Annotated in this window: 20 protein-coding genes, 2 tRNA genes and 1 pseudogene; 16 read left to right on the top strand and 7 right to left on the bottom strand. The window is 57.3% G+C overall.

The genetic code is table 11. The annotated features are described in order from the left end of the window. Positions 1–5: 5 nt before the first annotated feature. Positions 6–566: a GNAT family N-acetyltransferase gene (locus C8P63_RS04640; RefSeq protein ID WP_108022162.1), complete on the bottom strand. Its 561-nt coding sequence runs from the start codon at positions 564–566 to the stop codon at positions 6–8. A gap of 230 nt (positions 567–796) precedes the next feature. Here C8P63_RS04640 and C8P63_RS04635 point away from each other — a divergent pair, with 230 nt between their 5' ends. The 12 genes from C8P63_RS04635 (at position 797) to C8P63_RS04580 (ending at position 9,038) form a co-directional block, all read left to right on the top strand. Next, complete coding sequence (locus C8P63_RS04635; protein ID WP_108022161.1) at positions 797–1,546, top strand: sirohydrochlorin chelatase; 750 nt, start codon at positions 797–799, stop codon at positions 1,544–1,546. 419 nt (positions 1,547–1,965) lie between these two features. Then, positions 1,966–2,568, top strand: a complete 603-nt coding sequence (locus tag C8P63_RS04630) for a TetR/AcrR family transcriptional regulator (RefSeq protein WP_108022160.1) — start codon at positions 1,966–1,968, stop codon at positions 2,566–2,568. Then, the gene (gene paaA, locus C8P63_RS04625) at positions 2,555–3,493 is read left to right on the top strand and encodes a 1,2-phenylacetyl-CoA epoxidase subunit PaaA (RefSeq protein ID WP_108022159.1); all 939 of its coding nucleotides are present in this window, start codon (positions 2,555–2,557) and stop codon (positions 3,491–3,493) included. The genes C8P63_RS04630 and paaA overlap by 14 nt, the downstream gene beginning before the upstream one ends. Before the next feature lie 11 nt (positions 3,494–3,504). Further along, complete coding sequence (locus tag C8P63_RS04620) at positions 3,505–3,906, top strand: phenylacetic acid degradation protein (RefSeq protein WP_245920688.1); 402 nt, start codon at positions 3,505–3,507, stop codon at positions 3,904–3,906. Next, a complete protein-coding gene (gene paaC, locus C8P63_RS04615; protein WP_108022157.1) occupies positions 3,903–4,697 on the top strand; it encodes a 1,2-phenylacetyl-CoA epoxidase subunit PaaC in 795 nt (264 codons plus the stop codon). The genes C8P63_RS04620 and paaC overlap by 4 nt, the downstream gene beginning before the upstream one ends. A gap of 13 nt (positions 4,698–4,710) precedes the next feature. Further along, a complete protein-coding gene (gene paaD / locus C8P63_RS04610; protein WP_108022156.1) occupies positions 4,711–5,193 on the top strand; it encodes a 1,2-phenylacetyl-CoA epoxidase subunit PaaD in 483 nt (160 codons plus the stop codon). Between the two features lie 96 nt (positions 5,194–5,289). Beyond that, complete coding sequence (locus C8P63_RS04605; RefSeq protein WP_245920686.1) at positions 5,290–6,621, top strand: phenylacetate--CoA ligase family protein; 1,332 nt, start codon at positions 5,290–5,292, stop codon at positions 6,619–6,621. A gap of 84 nt (positions 6,622–6,705) precedes the next feature. Beyond that, positions 6,706–7,017, top strand: coding sequence for an EthD family reductase (locus C8P63_RS04600; protein ID WP_108022154.1), 312 nt, complete (start codon positions 6,706–6,708; stop codon positions 7,015–7,017). A 2-nt stretch (positions 7,018–7,019) separates the two neighbouring features. Then, positions 7,020–7,292, top strand: coding sequence for a 3-hydroxyacyl-CoA dehydrogenase NAD-binding domain-containing protein (locus tag C8P63_RS04595; protein ID WP_108022153.1), 273 nt, complete (start codon positions 7,020–7,022; stop codon positions 7,290–7,292). A gap of 13 nt (positions 7,293–7,305) precedes the next feature. Next, complete coding sequence (locus C8P63_RS04590) at positions 7,306–7,599, top strand: aldehyde dehydrogenase family protein (RefSeq protein WP_108022152.1); 294 nt, start codon at positions 7,306–7,308, stop codon at positions 7,597–7,599. A gap of 4 nt (positions 7,600–7,603) precedes the next feature. Further along, complete coding sequence (locus C8P63_RS04585) at positions 7,604–7,996, top strand: thioesterase family protein (RefSeq protein WP_108022151.1); 393 nt, start codon at positions 7,604–7,606, stop codon at positions 7,994–7,996. 523 nt (positions 7,997–8,519) lie between these two features. Next, positions 8,520–9,038, top strand: coding sequence for a Gmad2 immunoglobulin-like domain-containing protein (locus C8P63_RS04580; protein WP_170109501.1), 519 nt, complete (start codon positions 8,520–8,522; stop codon positions 9,036–9,038). Here C8P63_RS04580 and C8P63_RS04575 read toward each other — a convergent pair. After that, positions 9,032–9,391: a hydrolase gene (locus C8P63_RS04575; RefSeq protein ID WP_146172108.1), complete on the bottom strand. Its 360-nt coding sequence runs from the start codon at positions 9,389–9,391 to the stop codon at positions 9,032–9,034. The genes C8P63_RS04580 and C8P63_RS04575 overlap by 7 nt on opposite strands. Positions 9,392–9,562: 171 nt before the next feature. On the opposite strand from C8P63_RS04575, the gene C8P63_RS04570 reads away from it, so the two are divergent. Beyond that, positions 9,563–9,647, top strand: a tRNA-Leu gene (locus tag C8P63_RS04570). Between the two features lie 301 nt (positions 9,648–9,948). Here C8P63_RS04570 and C8P63_RS19465 read toward each other — a convergent pair. Then, a pseudogene (locus tag C8P63_RS19465) lies at positions 9,949–10,171 on the bottom strand (VOC family protein); the annotation flags it as partial. Between the two features lie 400 nt (positions 10,172–10,571). Here C8P63_RS19465 and C8P63_RS04565 point away from each other — a divergent pair. Beyond that, a complete protein-coding gene (locus tag C8P63_RS04565) occupies positions 10,572–11,102 on the top strand; it encodes an RNA polymerase sigma factor (RefSeq protein ID WP_108022148.1) in 531 nt (176 codons plus the stop codon). Further along, on the top strand, positions 11,080–12,261 hold the full coding sequence (locus C8P63_RS04560; RefSeq protein ID WP_108022147.1) for a zf-HC2 domain-containing protein: 1,182 nt from the start codon (positions 11,080–11,082) through the stop codon (positions 12,259–12,261). Before C8P63_RS04565 ends, C8P63_RS04560 begins: the two co-directional genes overlap by 23 nt. 14 nt (positions 12,262–12,275) lie before the next feature. On the opposite strand, the gene C8P63_RS04555 is transcribed toward C8P63_RS04560, so the two are convergent. Further along, positions 12,276–12,653: an EamA family transporter gene (locus C8P63_RS04555; RefSeq protein ID WP_108022146.1), complete on the bottom strand. Its 378-nt coding sequence runs from the start codon at positions 12,651–12,653 to the stop codon at positions 12,276–12,278. A gap of 347 nt (positions 12,654–13,000) precedes the next feature. Between C8P63_RS04555 and C8P63_RS04550 the strand changes: the two genes are divergently transcribed. Beyond that, positions 13,001–13,077: transfer RNA gene (locus C8P63_RS04550), tRNA-Pro, on the top strand. 44 nt (positions 13,078–13,121) lie between these two features. On the opposite strand, the gene C8P63_RS04545 is transcribed toward C8P63_RS04550, so the two are convergent. From C8P63_RS04545 to C8P63_RS04535, 3 genes are all read right to left on the bottom strand, one after another. Beyond that, positions 13,122–13,475: a hypothetical protein gene (locus tag C8P63_RS04545; RefSeq protein WP_170109500.1), complete on the bottom strand. Its 354-nt coding sequence runs from the start codon at positions 13,473–13,475 to the stop codon at positions 13,122–13,124. A 46-nt stretch (positions 13,476–13,521) separates the two neighbouring features. Next, positions 13,522–14,610, bottom strand: coding sequence for a DmpA family aminopeptidase (locus C8P63_RS04540; protein ID WP_108022144.1), 1,089 nt, complete (start codon positions 14,608–14,610; stop codon positions 13,522–13,524). A gap of 117 nt (positions 14,611–14,727) precedes the next feature. Beyond that, positions 14,728–15,561 (bottom strand): Cof-type HAD-IIB family hydrolase, encoded by an 834-nt coding sequence (locus tag C8P63_RS04535; protein ID WP_108022143.1) that lies wholly within the window; start codon positions 15,559–15,561, stop codon positions 14,728–14,730. Positions 15,562–15,744: the final 183 nt, after the last annotated feature.

Raw genomic sequence — 15,744 nt, 5'->3', positions numbered from 1 at the left:
GATTTTCAAGCCAATGCCGGCTTTTTTTCTTTCTTCTTCCATTTCAGCACTTTTTTCGGGTCGGCCTGGATCCGGCCGTAGTAGCGCTTGGAACGGAAGTTGTGAATTTTATCGCAGGCCTCCATCATCATTTTCATGATCGTGGTTTGCTCGAGGGGCCCGGGGCTCCAGTAATGGATGTTCAGGGTGAAGGTGTTCCCGTCTTCCGTCTCCCGTTGATAACGGATCCGGTTCGCCACTTGGAAGCCGTTTTTTTGGTAAAACCGAATCCGCTTTTCCGTGTCGGGCACGGCGGGATCCGCCGGCTCCACTTCCAGCAGGATCGGTTTGCCTTTCTCTTTCAGTTTTTGAATGACACGGCTGCCGACCCCGCCGCCCCGTGCGGTTTTCTTGACCAGCAGGTAATCCACAAAGACGAAAGAAGAGAACCCACCGTACAGGACGAGGTAGTCTTCCGTTTCCTCTTTGTGGTACATGTCCTGGTCACGGATCAGGTCACGCAACTGCGCGTACTTTTTCATTTCTTCCTCGGGAAAGTAATCGTTCAGACGATGATACCAATCCACACAATGGCCTCCTGTTGATTTTTTTGCGGCCAAAACCGCAAAATCACACAGTTATTACTTTAACATGGATTGGGAGATTTCCGGAGTGAAGCGTTTTCATCCTTTTAAGGATAAGGGTGCTTGGGGGTTGACAAGAATTTTGTCGCCTTTTCGTTTATGAACTTTATCCGAACGCTTCCGTTCCGAAAGAAGAAACTTCATAATGAAAAAAACGGAATGGGGGTGTTGGTATGACCACCGGAAAAGAAGGGGTATTGGTTCTCGCCCACGGGTCCCGGGATCCGGAGTGGAACCGGCTGGTGGAAGAAGCGGTGGAGCGGGTGGATACCGATCTGCCCATCACCGTCGGCTGTTTGGAACTGGTGAAGGGACGCCTGATTCCCGACGGCGTCCGGTACCTGGAAGAACAGGGAGTAAAGCGGATATGGACGGTGCCCCTCTTTGTTTCTTCCGGCAGCACCCACCTGGAAGAGATCCGGTACGCGCTGGGAGTGACGGACCGTTCCCGGGTGGCGACCGATCTGTCCCCGATCCGGCCCCGTGCCGGGATCGTCTGGTGCCGTGCGATGGACGATCATCCCCTGATCCTGAAGCTGTTGGAAGACCGTGTCCGGGAGTGGAGCGAACGGCCGGAGGAGGAACATCTTCTCCTGGCGGCTCACGGGAGCAACAAACCCGGGTTCCGGGAGATCTGGGAGAAGGGGTTGACCGGATTGGCCGGCGGTCTCCGGGAACGGTTTGGCTTCCCGGTGGCCGATTATGCCATGCTCCAAGTGGGAGACGTTCGGGAAAAAGCGGAAGCCCTCAGCCGGAAACGCCGGCTCTTGGTCCTGCCCGTCTTCCTGAGTCGCGGGTACTTCACCGATGTCCTGCTTCGGCGGGAACTGGAGGGGGTGGATTGCGTTTATCCGGGAGAAACCTATCTTCCCCACCCTCTGGTCACCCGTTGGATCGAAGAGACGGTGAGGGAAAAGAGGTGACATGACTGCCGTACCGGGACTGGAAGCGTTGTGATTTCATGTTCGTTTCGAGAAAAGGGGAAGCGTTTACCCAAAATAGCGACTTTGCTGTCCTGCCCGGCGGAGCGGACCGTGCAACCATCTCTGCAGGACAGCATAGCGAGACCGGGGAGCGAGCGACCCAAGCGAGACTTGTGCTCTGTGAGTGCATAGCGAGACCGGGAGTGAAGCGACCCCGGCGAGACTTGTGCTCTGTGAGTGCAGCCGGAGCGGCTTTGGGTAAATGCTGCCGCTCACTTTTTCACAACGCTTCAAGGGGGTCGGCATGTCCCCGCCCCGAAAGGTCGAAAAAATAATCAGACCATTGACAATATTTCCGGTTTTGGGTACGCTGAAAACAAGCAAGCGCTTGTTTTTAGCGAGCAAAGGAGTCGGAAGCGATGCCCAAGGTCGGACGAAGGGAACAAATTCTCGAAAAAGCCAGTCAACTCTTTCGGACCAAGGGATATCACGCGACCACGATCCGGGATATATCGGAAGCCAGCGGAATTCTTTCCGGCAGTCTGTATGCCCACATCAAGTCCAAGGAAGATCTCCTGTTCGAGATCACGGACCGGGGGGCGGAGATGTTTCTCCGCTCGCTTCGTTCGGTGGTGATGAGCGAGGAGGACCCGGTGACGAAGCTTCGGAATGCGTTGGTGGCCCACATCCGGGTGATCACGGACAATCTGGAGGCCGCAACCGTCTTTTTTCACGAGTGGAAAGCGCTTACAGAAGAACGTCGGCGGATCATCCAGCAGAAGCGGGACGAGTACGAGGCGATGTGGGCGCGCCTCCTTTCCGAAGGGGAAGAGAAGGGGCGGTTCCGTCTGGTCGACCCCAAGTTTGCCCGTCTGCTGATCCTGTCGGCGGCCAACGGGCTGTACCAGTGGTACCATCCGGAAGGGGAACTGTCGCCGGAGGAAGTGGCGGACCGATTTGCCGATATTCTGCTGTCTGGTTTCACCGAGAGTGAAGGGGGAGAAAAAGATGAATCACGATGAGCGCCATGACCGGTTCATGGAGCGGCTGGAACGGGGGGAGAAGATCGAGGCGACGGATTGGATGCCCGATGAGTACCGGAGGCTCCTCCTGAAATTGATCCATATGCATGCCGTCAGCGAGATCATGGGGGCATTTCCCGAGAAGGAATGGGTGCCCAAGGCGCCCACCCTGAAGCGGAAGCTGGCGATCATGGCCAAAGTTCAGGATGAAATGGGTCACGGACAGCTCCTCCTGAGAGTGGCGGAGGATCTGGCGGCCCCCCTCGGGAAAACCCGGGAAGATCTCATCGACGATCTGATCGAAGGCCGGGTCAAGTTCCACAACGTCTTCCACATGGGGTCTCCCACCTGGGCCGATGCCGGGGTGATCGGCTGGCTGGTGGACGGAGCGGCCATCATTAATCAGGCGGCCCTCCTCGATACCTCCTACGGACCCTATGCCCGGGTGTTGAAACGAATCTGCGCCGAGGAGAGCTTTCACATGCAGCACGGGGAGAACATCATCCTGGCGCTGGCCGGGGGGACAAAAGAGCAGAAGCGGATGCTGCAGGAAGCGGTCAATCGCTGGTGGGAACCCCTGATCTTCTTCTTTGGCCCGGTGGAGGTCACCCCCGCGGCGCAGCGGATGATCGACTATAAAATCCGGACCAAAACCAACGAGGAACTCCGCCAACAGTTTTTCAACAAGTACATTCCCCGGATCCGGTCCCTCGGACTGACGATCCCGGATCCCGACCTTCGCTGTGACGAAAAGGAAGGGAAATGGATCTTCACCGAACCGGACTGGAAGAAGTTCGGAGAGATCGTCCGCTTCAACCGGGGGCCCAAATCGCAGGAACGGATCGGGCTGCGCCGATTCGCCCACGAGGAGCAGCGTTGGGTGCGGGAGGCCCTGGTCCGCTCCCGTGAGAAGCAGCCCGTTTGAGAGAAAAAGGGGTGGAGAAATTGGAAGGGTGTGAAATCCGAACGGAATACGAAGTGTTCGAAGTGTTTGTGCAGAAGACCCAGGCGGACCCGCATATTCATGTGGGGAGCGTGGTGGCCCCCTCTCCGGACATGGCGCTCGTCACCGCCCGGGAAAACTTTCTGCGGCGGGAGCAGGCGGTCAATATCTGGATCGTCCCCCGTGATGAGGTCCATGCCACGCCCTACGACGATCCGGACTGGTTCGCCCGGGAGTTTGACCGGAAATACCGGGAAGTGGGCGGTTATTCGGAAAATGGCCGTCTTTGGAAGAGGTACCGGGAACGGGCGATGCACCTGGAAGACATCGTCCGGGACTTGAACGGAACACCCGCCGGAAATTCCGGGAAGAGAGACGGGGGGAAGGGCTCATGATCATGGAGACAGCGGACCAGGCCGCGCAGAATCCCGGTTGCCGCCGGGCGCTGGCGGAGCTCCTTTATCAACTGGCCGACGATGAGTTGTGCCTGGGACACCGGGATTCAGAGTGGCTGGGGCTGGCGCCGGACATCGAAGGGGACGTGGCTTTCAGCTCCATCGCCCAGGACGAAGTGGGCCACGCCGTCTTCTACCTGGGGCTCCTCCATGAACTGGGGGAGGAGAGTCCGGACCGTCTCGCCTTTTTCCGGAAGGCGGAGGAGCGGAAAAATGCCGTCCTCCTGGAACAGCCCAACGGGGACTGGGCCCGGACCATGGTCCGCCATGTCCTCTACGATGCCTTTGACGACGTTCGGACAGAGGCGCTGGTGAACTCCTCCTACCGTCCCTTGGCCCGGGGGGTGGCAAAGATCCGGCGGGAAGAACACTATCACCTTCTCCAACTGAAGCCTTGGTTCATCCGGCTGGCCCGTGCCGGCGGGGAAGCCCGGAAACGGGTGGAACGGGCGGTGGGGGAGGTGTGGTCCGAGGCGGGTGGTTTTTTCTCCCTTGGCGATGAAGAGGAGGAAATGATCCGCTCGGGCCTGATCGCCTGCGGATCGGAAGAACTGGCCCGGCGCTGGGAGATGAGGGTGAAGCCGGTGTTCGACGAAGCCGGTCTCACTTGGCCGGGGTTGCCGCCGGCTCCCGGGAAGGACGGTCGGCGGGGGGAACATACGGAGGATCTGACGGAATTGATCCGCACGATGTCCGAAGTGGTTGTCACTGATTCCGCGGCCCGTTGGTGAGGAGGTGATCGGGATGCGGAAGGCCACCCGTGGCGACGCGTTGATGGAGGTCTTACAGGCGGTGAAGGATCCGGAAATTCCGGACCTCAGCATCCTGGAACTGGGGATGGTGAACCGGGTGACGGAGGACGGGGGAGAGGTGAAGGTGGAGCTGATGCCCACCTTTGTCGGATGTCCGGCCCTGGACCTGATTTCCCGGGACGTCAGGGAAAATCTTTTCCGGCAGGAAGGGGTGAAAGAAGTGGAAGTGAAGTTCGTGATGGACCCGCCCTGGACCAGCGACCGGATTACCCCGGAGGGTCGGGAGAAGTTGAAGGGGTTCGGGATCGCGCCGCCTCGGGATCGGGGGGCCGACCCGATGGATATCGTCCCGGAATGTCCCTACTGCGGGGCGGGAGAGGGTGAGGTGCACAACCTGTTTGGTCCCACCGCCTGCCGTTCCATTTTCTACTGCAAGAACTGCCGCCAGCCTTTTGAAGGGATGAAACCGGTCTAGGATATGTATGGTCAATCGTCGAAAGCAGCTGGGGTTCCGCACCAGGACGATTCATGGCACACCTGGACACCAACAACGGCCAGAGGAGGGTTTCACTTGTTTCAACCGGAACTGGAAACGATGGACCGGCCGGAACTGGAACGGCTTCAGGCGGACCGTCTGAAGCAAACGGTGGAACGGGTGTACAACCTGGTTCCCTTTTACCGGAGAAGGCTGGACAAAGCGGGGGTGAAGCCGGGGGAGATCGGAAGCCTCGAGGACCTTCCCCGCCTTCCCTTCACCTGGAAAAAAGACTTCCGGGATCATTACCCCTTCGGCCTGTTTGCCGTGGAACTGGAAGAGGTGGCCCGGATCCATGCTTCCTCCGGCACCCGCGGAAAGCCGACGGTGGTGGGGTACACCCAAAACGACCTCCGGATCTGGGCGGAAGTGTGCGCACGGGCCCTTGTGATCGCGGGGGGACGTCCGGGGGATGTCTTCCACAACGCATACGGCTACGGTTTGTTCACCGGCGGACTGGGCCTCCATTACGGGGCGGAACGATTGAAAGCGACAGTGGTTCCCGTCTCCGGCGGCAACCGTGTCCGCCAGGCTGCTCTGATCCGGGATTTCCGCCCCCGGGGGATCGGAGGGACTCCCTCTTTCGTTCTGAGCCTGGCGGAGACCATGGAAGAGATGGGGGTGGATCCCCGGAGCACCACCCTGGAGTACGGGATCTTCGGCGCGGAGCCTTGGTCGGAGGAAATGCGGCGAACCTTGGAGGAAAAGTGGGGGATCGACGCTTTGGACATTTATGGGCTGTCGGAAGTGATCGGGCCCGGTGTCTCGATGGAGTGCCCGAAAGCCAAGGACGGTCTTCACATCGCCGAAGACCATTTCCTTCCTGAAGTGGTGGATCCGGAGACCGGGGATCCCTTGCCCGACGGAGCATACGGGGAGTTGGTCTTCACTTCTTTGACGAAGGAAGCCTTGCCCGTCCTCCGCTACCGGACGGGGGACATCGCCAGCCTCATACGGGAACCCTGCCGGTGCGGCCGCACCCACACCCGTATGTCCCGGATCAAGGGACGGATTGACGACATGCTGATCATCCGGGGGGTCAATGTCTTTCCCTCGGAGATGGAAGCGGTGGTGTTGGAGGAGAAAGAGGTCGCGCCCCATTACCGGCTGGTCGTCACCAAAGAGGGAACGATGGACCGGCTCACCCTGGAAGTGGAGATCTCCGAAGATCTTCTCCGCTCAACGGAAGGGCATTTCGATCCCGGGCATGAACGATGCGGACAAGTGTGTAACCGCTTGCAACAACGGCTGAAAGAGTTGCTGGGCATCACCACCGAAGTGAGCCTGAAAGAACCGAAGTCGATTCCGCGGAGCGAAGGGAAGGCGGTTCGCGTGATCGACCGCCGCAAAGAAGCTCAGCCGGGCTGACAAGGAAAGGGAAGATCATCGTACCTGGCGTAGTATCCGGGCCGAAAAGGCACCCAATCCTGACCAAGAAAAGGGGAATCGTCCATGGTGAAACTGATTGCGTTGTACTGTCATCCGGAAGACCGGGAAGCCTTCGACGATCACTACGAGAACGTCCACACCCCCCTCGCGGAGAAGATGCCGGGCCTGAAGAAGCTGGAAGTGACCCGGATGCAGGGAGCCCCGATGGGTGGAAAAGCCGAGTACTACCTGGAAGCCGCCATGTACTTCGAAGACCGGGCCGCCCTGGATGCGGCGATGAGGTCCCCGGAAGGGAAAGCGGCGGCCAAAGATCTGATGGGATTCGCCGGTCCGTTGGTCACCATGATGATCGGTGAAGTGGCCCGGGAGAAATAGGGATGGACCGAAACCACACCGTGACCGCCGTGACGGGGGCCGGGACCATGGGCGCAGGAATCGCCCAGGTCCTGGCTTCCGCCGGTTATGATGTCCGGCTTTGGGATCTCTCGGAAGAACCATTGAACGGAGGCGTGGACCGCATCCGGAAACGGCTGAACCGGCAGGTGGAGAAGGGACGTCTCAACCGGAAGGAGGCCGATCGCATTTTTTCCCGGATCCGCCCGACGACCCGCATGGACGAGCGTCGGGCGGAGGCCAGTCCGCGAAAGTGAGGGAGGAAATCCAATGCAGAAGGAACAGGTGAAAATCTCCCTGTTGAAGGAGGAACCCCCCCTTCTGATCAACGGGGAACCCGTGCCGAGCCCTTCCGGGGAATGGTTTGAGACCTTCAAGCCGGCCACGGAGGAAACCATCGCCCGGGTGGCCAAAGCAACCAGGGAGAACGTGGACAAAGCCGTCGAAGCGGCCCGGTTTGCCCTGGAGGAGAGCAAATGGGCCAAGTGGCGCGCCTCCCGCCGGGGGCAGATCCTCTATCGTGTGGCGGCAATCACGAAACCGCTGAATCCTGTCGGGGTGTGATCCGGTGAAGCCGGGACTGGAACCGGGCCGCCGGGAGACGATGAGCATCACCGTGACCCGGGAGATGACCGCTTCCTTCGGGGGCATTGAGGTTCATCCCACGCTTTCCACCGTCACCATGGTATACTACATGGAATGGGTGGGCCGCAACATCATCCTTCCCTTTCTGGAGAAAGGGGAGGAAGGGGTGGGCGGGGCCATCACCGTGAAACACCGGGCCCCGGCCCCCGTCGGAAAGCAAGTCACCTTTACGGCGGAGGCCACCGAGGTGAAGACAAACCAGGTCGTCTGCCGGGTGGAGGCCCGTCACGACAAAGCCGTCGTCGGAGAAGGCACCTTTGTCCAGGCGATTCTGCTCAAACAACAGATCCGGGACCGGATCGAAGAGATGAAATGAATGAAGCCGGGGCATTCAGCTCCGGTTTTGTTCAATTCCGGTGATGGGGTTGAGTGGCGTGGGGTGTAAGCCAAGATGGTCTCAAGCGGACGGGTCCCGCCACAAAAGCTCCATCCCACTCGTACTGCAACTGTACGGGAAGGATTGGGGCATGGCCAGTTGTCCAAATCCTTCTTGATTACCATCCCTTTAAACGCGATTTTCGGTTTCATTCTGTACCTGAACCGTATTCCAACGTCCCCACGGTGTTTATCAGAAGGAAAGAGCCCGTTATGTCTAAGGTGTTCAAAGAATTTTTAAAGGAAATCAAAGAATCATCGTAGAAAGTACATTTGAAGGGAGTTCGTCGGAGCAAGCCGCAAGGGGTTGCCGGACAAGCGGAAAACCCTGCGTGGAGGTCGTTCCCGACTCTTTTTTGGATGCTCCTCCGTGCTGACCGGGCGTTTCCGTCCTCCAAAAAGTGACAGGAACGGAATAAGGGATGTCAGGGGACAAAAAAGCTGCAAAGGAAGAAGGGGAGACAGTGAGAACGTGGATCGGGAGGATTCCCGTCTTCGTATTCATCCTGGGATGGTCCCTCATGGGGTGTGGTGCATCTTCTGAGGCTCCGGAAAACCAAACGGAGGATTCTGTCGAGGAGAACAACGCGGGAAAGAAGAAAGAAACCAGAGGACAGCCGAATGAAGGCCAAAAAACGAAAAACACCAAAAAAGACGAAGGGCGGAAAATCCCGGACCAGAACAAAGCCTTCCGCAACCTGACGGTAATCGGGAAGGCCGGTCGTTACACGGTGAAAGGAGAGGCCCGGGTGTTTGAAGGGAACTACCGGTATGCCGTTTCCGACGGACATGACTACCTGGCGGAGGGTTCCGCCCAGGCCGAAGGAGGCGGTCCGGATTGGGCGCCCTTCACCCTGAAGCTGGAGATCCCGGCAGACCGTCTTCCCAAAAACGGGACCCTCACCCTGGAACTGTACGAGATCAGCCCCAAGGACGGGTCCAGGGAAAACGAACTCGTCATTCCGCTGGAACGCCTTCAATAAATCGGTCCTTCGGGGTCGCGGCTGTCCCGCCCCACGTCGAGGAGCCCCAATTGTTCGATTTGCCGTTTGGTCTCCGGGGTACCTAACCGATACACCATCTCGTAGATCTGACGGAATGTCCGGTCGTATCCTTCGTTTTCCCGGGCCTGGTTATGATACAGGTACGGGATGTGGGCGTCCCAGAAAGTCTCCATGTCTTCGACGGCATTGTTTCCCAACAGTCGGTTCAGTCGGCGGGCTTCTTCGTCTGTCGCTTCGATTTCGAACTCATAGGAAGAGTCGGTGGGGTTCTGCAGGAGTTCCCCCATAATTTCACCGGAATGGAGCGCGACATAGTACTTGCGTTTACTCAAGGGAATCGCTCCCGTAAATGGGGTTCTCGGGTGGATCTTTGCCCGTATTTTGCGCCGAAAGAAAAAAAACATGCGTGCCGCCGGGGTGGGATATTTATTTCTTGACAGACGGCAGTGCCCGTCATATAATATTAGATGTCGCCGTTGAGGTGACTCAAATAAATCCGTTGTGCCGAAGTGGCGGAATTGGCAGACGCGCACGACTCAAAATCGTGTCCCTTCGGGGGTGTGGGTTCGAGTCCCACCTTCGGTACCAAATTCGAAAGCTCCGAGCGCTGATATGACGGCGTTCGGGGCTTCTTTCGTTTGGACACATGGACGAGGAGTCGGACGGGGTTGTCCGCGTATGATTCGTAAAAATCGTATCTGGCTGTATGAAGAGGGGTATCTCGTTGAGAATCCCATACGATCAGTTAAGCTCGTAAGGCAAAAATCGGAATTAATACAACCCTTTCCCTGTAATGTTCAATATTGAAAAAAGAACCTACATGCTTTGTCAATTCCCAAATACAGCATATATTGAAAAGTGGGAATAAACTAGCGGATTTGAAGGGAAGGAACTCAATTGAGACTTTCATGTTCTCTGACCCTTCCATCATTTTCTTGGGGTAAAGGACAAGGCGGTTCGAAGCGTTTTCGGGACCCACTTCAAGCCAGTAGGCACCAGGGGCCATCTCGTCTTCGCGATGAACGATGAAACCTGCTTTTTTCCGTCCAAAAAGCTTTGGCCTTTTGCTGATCGTCAACGTAGACGGCGACCGTTTCGATACGTTGAATCATGGGAATCTCCTTTGCTTATTTTCCTTTTCATGTTACCAGATCCCGTTCTCAGGATCTTGGATAAATTCGACATTTTGACCCTTCACGGGTCGGCCTCTTTCGATAAGCTGTCGTTGAAAGGACCGGGGCGTGAGACCAATGGAACGGCGGAAATCCCTTGAAAAATGGGACGATGAGACTCTTCGGTGAGAGTCCTGTTGCCTCGTTCATTTTTCTTTCCATGGGTATCTATCTCTTACAGCATCCCATCGCCGATCTGTCTAAATCGAATTCCGATTCGAGTGAAAAACGAAAAATTTTACACCCGGGAGAAAGGATTTGACTTCCATCTGACGAAAAATAACAGAGATACTGAAAAACAGGCAAAAAACTCCCCGAAAAAACCGGAGGAGGGAAAAAGATGGAGGAGATGGAAAGCGATCTGGTGATGATCCGGCGCATGGCCAGGGGTGACCGTGCGGCCCTTGAGGAGTTGTATGACCGTCACGCCAAAAAGGTGTACGGTCTGGCTCTTCGTTTGACCGGATCCCGGGAAACGGCGGGCCGGATGACCGTGGATGTGTTCCGAAGCGCATGGGAGCATGCCTGGATATACCGACAGGAGAGTCACCAGGTGAGGACTTGGCTGTTGAAGATGTGCCGGGTTCTGGCCGATCAAAATAACGAAGGAGACCCCGAAAGGCCGCCCGAAGCGGTCCGTTTGACTTTGCCGGTATCGGGGGAACGGGTGCGGGAGGCCGTGGATCGGTTGCCGAAGAAACAACGGGAGATCCTGGATCTCCTGTATTTCCGCAAAATGACCCGAAAACAGGCCGCCGGGGAGCTGGATGAGCCGATTCCAACCGTGACCTTGCGTACGCATTCCGCCTTTTTAAAACTGAGGAGGAACTTCGGAAGGAGGGGTCAAGTTGGAGAAGCGGAGCGGGGATAACATCCATTCCCTGGCGGAGTTTTACGTGATGGACGCCTTGGATCCCGAAGATCAGGAGCGGTATGAGGAGCATTTGGAAGGCTGTTCCTGGTGTCAGAGGAAAGTGGGGGACGCCCGCCGGATCACCGAGGCGTTGTTGCATCTCCCGAAAGAGGAGCCGCCTCCTCCCGAGGTGAAAAAAAAGCTTCTTTCCGGCCTCCCCGCTCCTTTCCACCGAGACCGCCGGAGGGGGGCCGGTCTGTTCCCTTACGTGGCGGTTCTGCTGGCCCTGATCTTGGCGGGAACTTCGTTTCTCATCTGGTTGTATTCAGCGGGGAAAACAACCCAGGCTTCCTCTACTGTCGTATACAAGGAAAGTGTGCCCCGCCTGGGTACACCCGACGAATCGATGTTGCTGGAAGGGAAGAACGATGCTCGGGCCACGGTTCATTTCTTTCGGGGAAAAGAGTGGAAAACGGTGTTGTCCGCCGTCCATCTGAAACGCCTGTCCACCGGCCGGGAATACCGTCTGTGGTCCTATGAAGGAAACCAACCGGAGTATATCGGTTCTTTCACCGTTTCCCGGAAAGGAGACGGGGTCATGCTGGTCGACGGCAAACCCGAAGGGAATCCGGACCGGGCGGTGATCACCGAGGAAGCCCGGAGCCGGGATTTTTCCCAACCCGGGAGTAAAGTGGTGCTGAGCTCCGAACCCTCGGAGAAAACGAAAGGGAAAGACCGTGGGAAAAAAGAAAAGTCGACATCGTCCCCGAAACACGCGGAGGATGCTCAGTCGGGTAAAGGGGATCGACAGATGGCGGCCAATCCCGATCCGGCACCCAGAATCCCCGATGGCAGAACTTTCCCTCGAGGAGAAGATCGGGTCCCTGATGACGGAAGGGAATCGAAGCCTTCTCCCGACGATCCCCCGGCTCCTCCGGAAGAAGAGGATCCGACCGATGAGCCGGAAGATCCCGGTTCTCCTCCTCCCGATGAGGAGGAAGCGCTCTTCTCCATGGAGGTGGGAGAGCACCGGATCGGAGTGTTGGACGGGGAGGATCCGGTCACGGTGGAGAAAAAAAGTGCTCAACCGGACAGTGATGAAGATTCCCCTGCTGATTCCGAAAAACTCCCCCTTCCTTCACAGGAGGAGGGGGGAGAAGCGGGATCCGTCGAATAACCAATCCGTTTGGTTTATGGACGGGTTTCCCGAACAAATACCGCCGCCGGGTGCTTTTCCCGACTGGATTTTTCGGGTTCCCGGTTGACGATCAAGATCCCGCCGGCCACCAGAGTGAGGCCCAGCAGAATGAACAGGTGAAGGGATTCACCCAGCAACAGTCCGGAGAGCATCACCCCGAACACCGGGATGGTGAACAGGAACATGGAGACTTTCCCGACGGGATTGTATTTCATCACGTTGTTCCACAGGACGAATCCCGCCGCGGAGAGAAACGCCAGGTAAAAGAGTATCATCATAGAAGAGGCGTTGAAATGGAAGGGGTGCCAGCCGGCAAGGGTGACTCCGGTCAGGATCAGTCCCAGGGATCCGAACAGCATCTGGAAGCCCATGGGAGCCAACCCCCTTCAGTAATTCTTCCTGTTCAAACTCCTCCATGGGAATGGGATTCGGGGAGCGGGAGGTTGTGGAATTGAGATCCGGGGGCGTTCCGTTGGGAATTCCATCAGCGGCAATCTATGGAGCGAATGCCGGAAGGGGAGTTGTTTGGGAGGAAGATTCCTCCGGAAACCAGTGGGCGGGAAATGTGAACGACGAAGGACTGGAATTGCCACAAAATTGGACTTGAGAGTTCAACCCTTGCTGTTTTATAATGAAGATTGCGGTGCTGAATCTCGACTGAAGTGCTTGACCACTGCCGCTTGCATTTGGGTTGCAGGCTTCACCGCACCAACGTTTACGGGGCGTGGCTCAGCTTGGTAGAGCACCTGCTTTGGGAGCAGGGGGTCGCAGGTTCAAATCCTGTCGCCCCGACCAACTTTGTTGAACAAAAACCGGCTCTCTCAGAGAGAGCCGGTTTTTTATACCGCTTTTTCCGTTTTACCGGATCTCAAAAGCCACAGGTGTTGGAAATATTCGGTCACGGCCAGAAAAAACGCGGTGAGCAGAGCGCCGATGAGGGTCACCCGGGCTCCGGGCAAGATCCGTGCGCTGAGATAGATGATGACAGCGGCTGCGGCGAAGTCCGTCAGATTGCTTGCCCAGAAGTTTCCCGGACGCAGCATCGCCACTTCCATGAAGTGAGCGGCCAGCGCCAGCACCACCCCCGTGATCAGGGGGTGAAACACAGACGGATAATACAGATCGGCGAAGAACCAATCGGACACCAACAGAACCGAAGGATAAATGAGGAGTTTGACGATCAAGCCGGCCATTCGGGACCCTCCTTTAGGTCTGTATCCTCCCGCGGGAAGGCGTTTTTCATACATCCCGTCCAAGGAGGCCGGCTTCTTTCAGGCGTTCAAGCACGGCGGATGGAGGCAGGATGGGGATGGATCTTCCCTGCCGGCCGGTGATCGTCTCTGTCTGGAACAGGGAGTTGTAGACGGCTTCTTCCGTGGCCTCCGCCGCCGCCCGGAAGCATCGGGAGATCAGCGGTCCGTCTTCAGCCAGATGTCCGGCCGACAGGATGGAATCATCCGGAACGTGGGGCTGGAGGCGGGCGTTGCTGAAGGCGATGACGATGTCTCCGCTCCCGTGATAAGCGAAGGAGCCGGTCCGGGCCAGTCCGAAGGCGGAGCGCCGTGCCACCCGCTTCAGCTGACGGGCGTCCATCGGAAGGTCCGTTGCCAGGACGATGATGACGGAACCGTCCGGAGGAGATTCCATGGTTTCAGGAGCGATTCGGTCCATCGGAACCCCGAGGATGGTAAGGTCCTCGGGGCGGCCGAAGTTGGTGAGGGTGAGAACCCCAATGTGACCGACCCCCCGTTCGGTGGTGATCCGCCGGGAAGAGGTTCCGATCCCACCCTTCCATCCGAAACAAATCATTCCCGTCCCGGCACCGATCGACCCTTCTTCCGACCGCCGGTCCCCCCGGGCGCATTCGATCGCCCGGAAGGCGTGCCCGGGGCGAACGTGAAGACCGCGCAAATCGTTCAGCCATCCGTCGTTGCACTCTGCCGTTACCACGTTGACGGATCCTGCCGAATCCCCGATGGATGGGTCCCGCTCCATCAGCCAGCGCAGGGCACCTTCCGTGGCCGCCGGGACACCGAAGGTGTTGGTGAGGAGGAGGGGGGACTCCAGCGTTCCGAGCTCCTCCACCTGCACCAGTCCCGTCGTTTTACCGAATCCGTTGATGACATGGGAAGCGGCCGTCGACTTTACCCGAAAGGGATTTCCTCCATGGGGGAGGATGGCCGTCACTCCGGTGCAGATTCCTTTGTCCGGTTCCCGCAATGTGATGTGACCCACCCGCACATCCGCCACATCGGTGATGCAGTTCCGGCTTCCCGTGGGCAGCCGTCCCACGGGAAAGCCGTGGTCACGCAGTCGTTGCTGGATCATGTGAAACCTCCTCTTCTCTTTTTGTCTACTGTATCACGCCCCCGCCGGGAAGAGGAGTGCCACGAAAGGAAAAACCCGTTGGCCCACCGGAGTGGAATCAACGGGTCAAGTCATCTCTCACTGGCTTTGTGCCTGGGAAACGGGCGCCAGGAGGTGATGGCGGACGAAGTGGGCGACACCGGCCGCCTCGTTGCTGGGGACGATCCGGCGGGCCGCCTGAATCAGTTTGGGGTGAGCATTGGCAACAGCGGCGGAGTCGCCGGCCATTTCCACCATGGAAAGATCATTCAAATGATCTCCGATCGCGGCGCATTGGCCGGGATGCAAATCGAAGCGTTCCGCCAATTGGCGGACGGCGTTTCCTTTGGACACGTTTTGGGGGAGAATTTCAAAGTAATTTTCCGAAGACTGGACGAATTCCAAGGGATAGTCCACCGTTTCGGTCCAGGCGTGCAACTGGGGCATGTGTTGCGGTTCCGCCACCACGACCATTTTGATCCAAGGAACTTCCGGAAGATGATGGTAGCTTCCCACCAGTTCCAGGGGAAATTCCCCGGTTTCGATTTGGGCTTGGGTTTGGGGGCTGATCCCGGTGGCGTATACCTTGTCCGTGGTGTAGATGAAGATATCCAGAATGTCCGTCAACTTTTCCAGGTCCGCAAGAGCATCAAAAACCATGCTTCGCTCGATCGCAGCCGTCGGTTGCAACCGGTCCGTGGCTGGATCGTAGATCACACCGCCATTGCAGAGGATGACGGGCAGCCGGACGTCCATCTCTTCAATGAACCGTTTCGCTTCCATGTAACTCCGTCCCGTGGCCAGGGTAAAGAGCCCTCCCTGGTGACGGAAAGTGGAGATGGTTTTTTTATTGGCTTCAGGGATTTCTTTCATTTGGTTGACCAGAGTTCCGTCAATATCGGAAACAAAGAGAGGATATTTCAAAATGGACAAATGGAATCACTCCTTTTGTCTGTCCACACAACACTACCATACCGGAACACTATGAAGTTCGGTTGAACAACATGTTAAAATCCGGATTGGATACCTGAATATAAAATCAGCAAGTTTATCAATCCATTATATCATGAATATAAACAGAAATAAAAGACGGATACCCATGGAAGGACCGCTTTT

Origin of the sequence: Melghirimyces profundicolus (assembly GCF_003054245.1) — a bacterium.
In the GTDB taxonomy this organism is placed as follows: domain Bacteria; phylum Bacillota; class Bacilli; order Thermoactinomycetales; family DSM-45169; genus Melghirimyces; species Melghirimyces profundicolus.
Note: the sequence above shows the minus strand (reverse complement) of the source record. Positions and strands in the feature narration are given on the sequence as shown.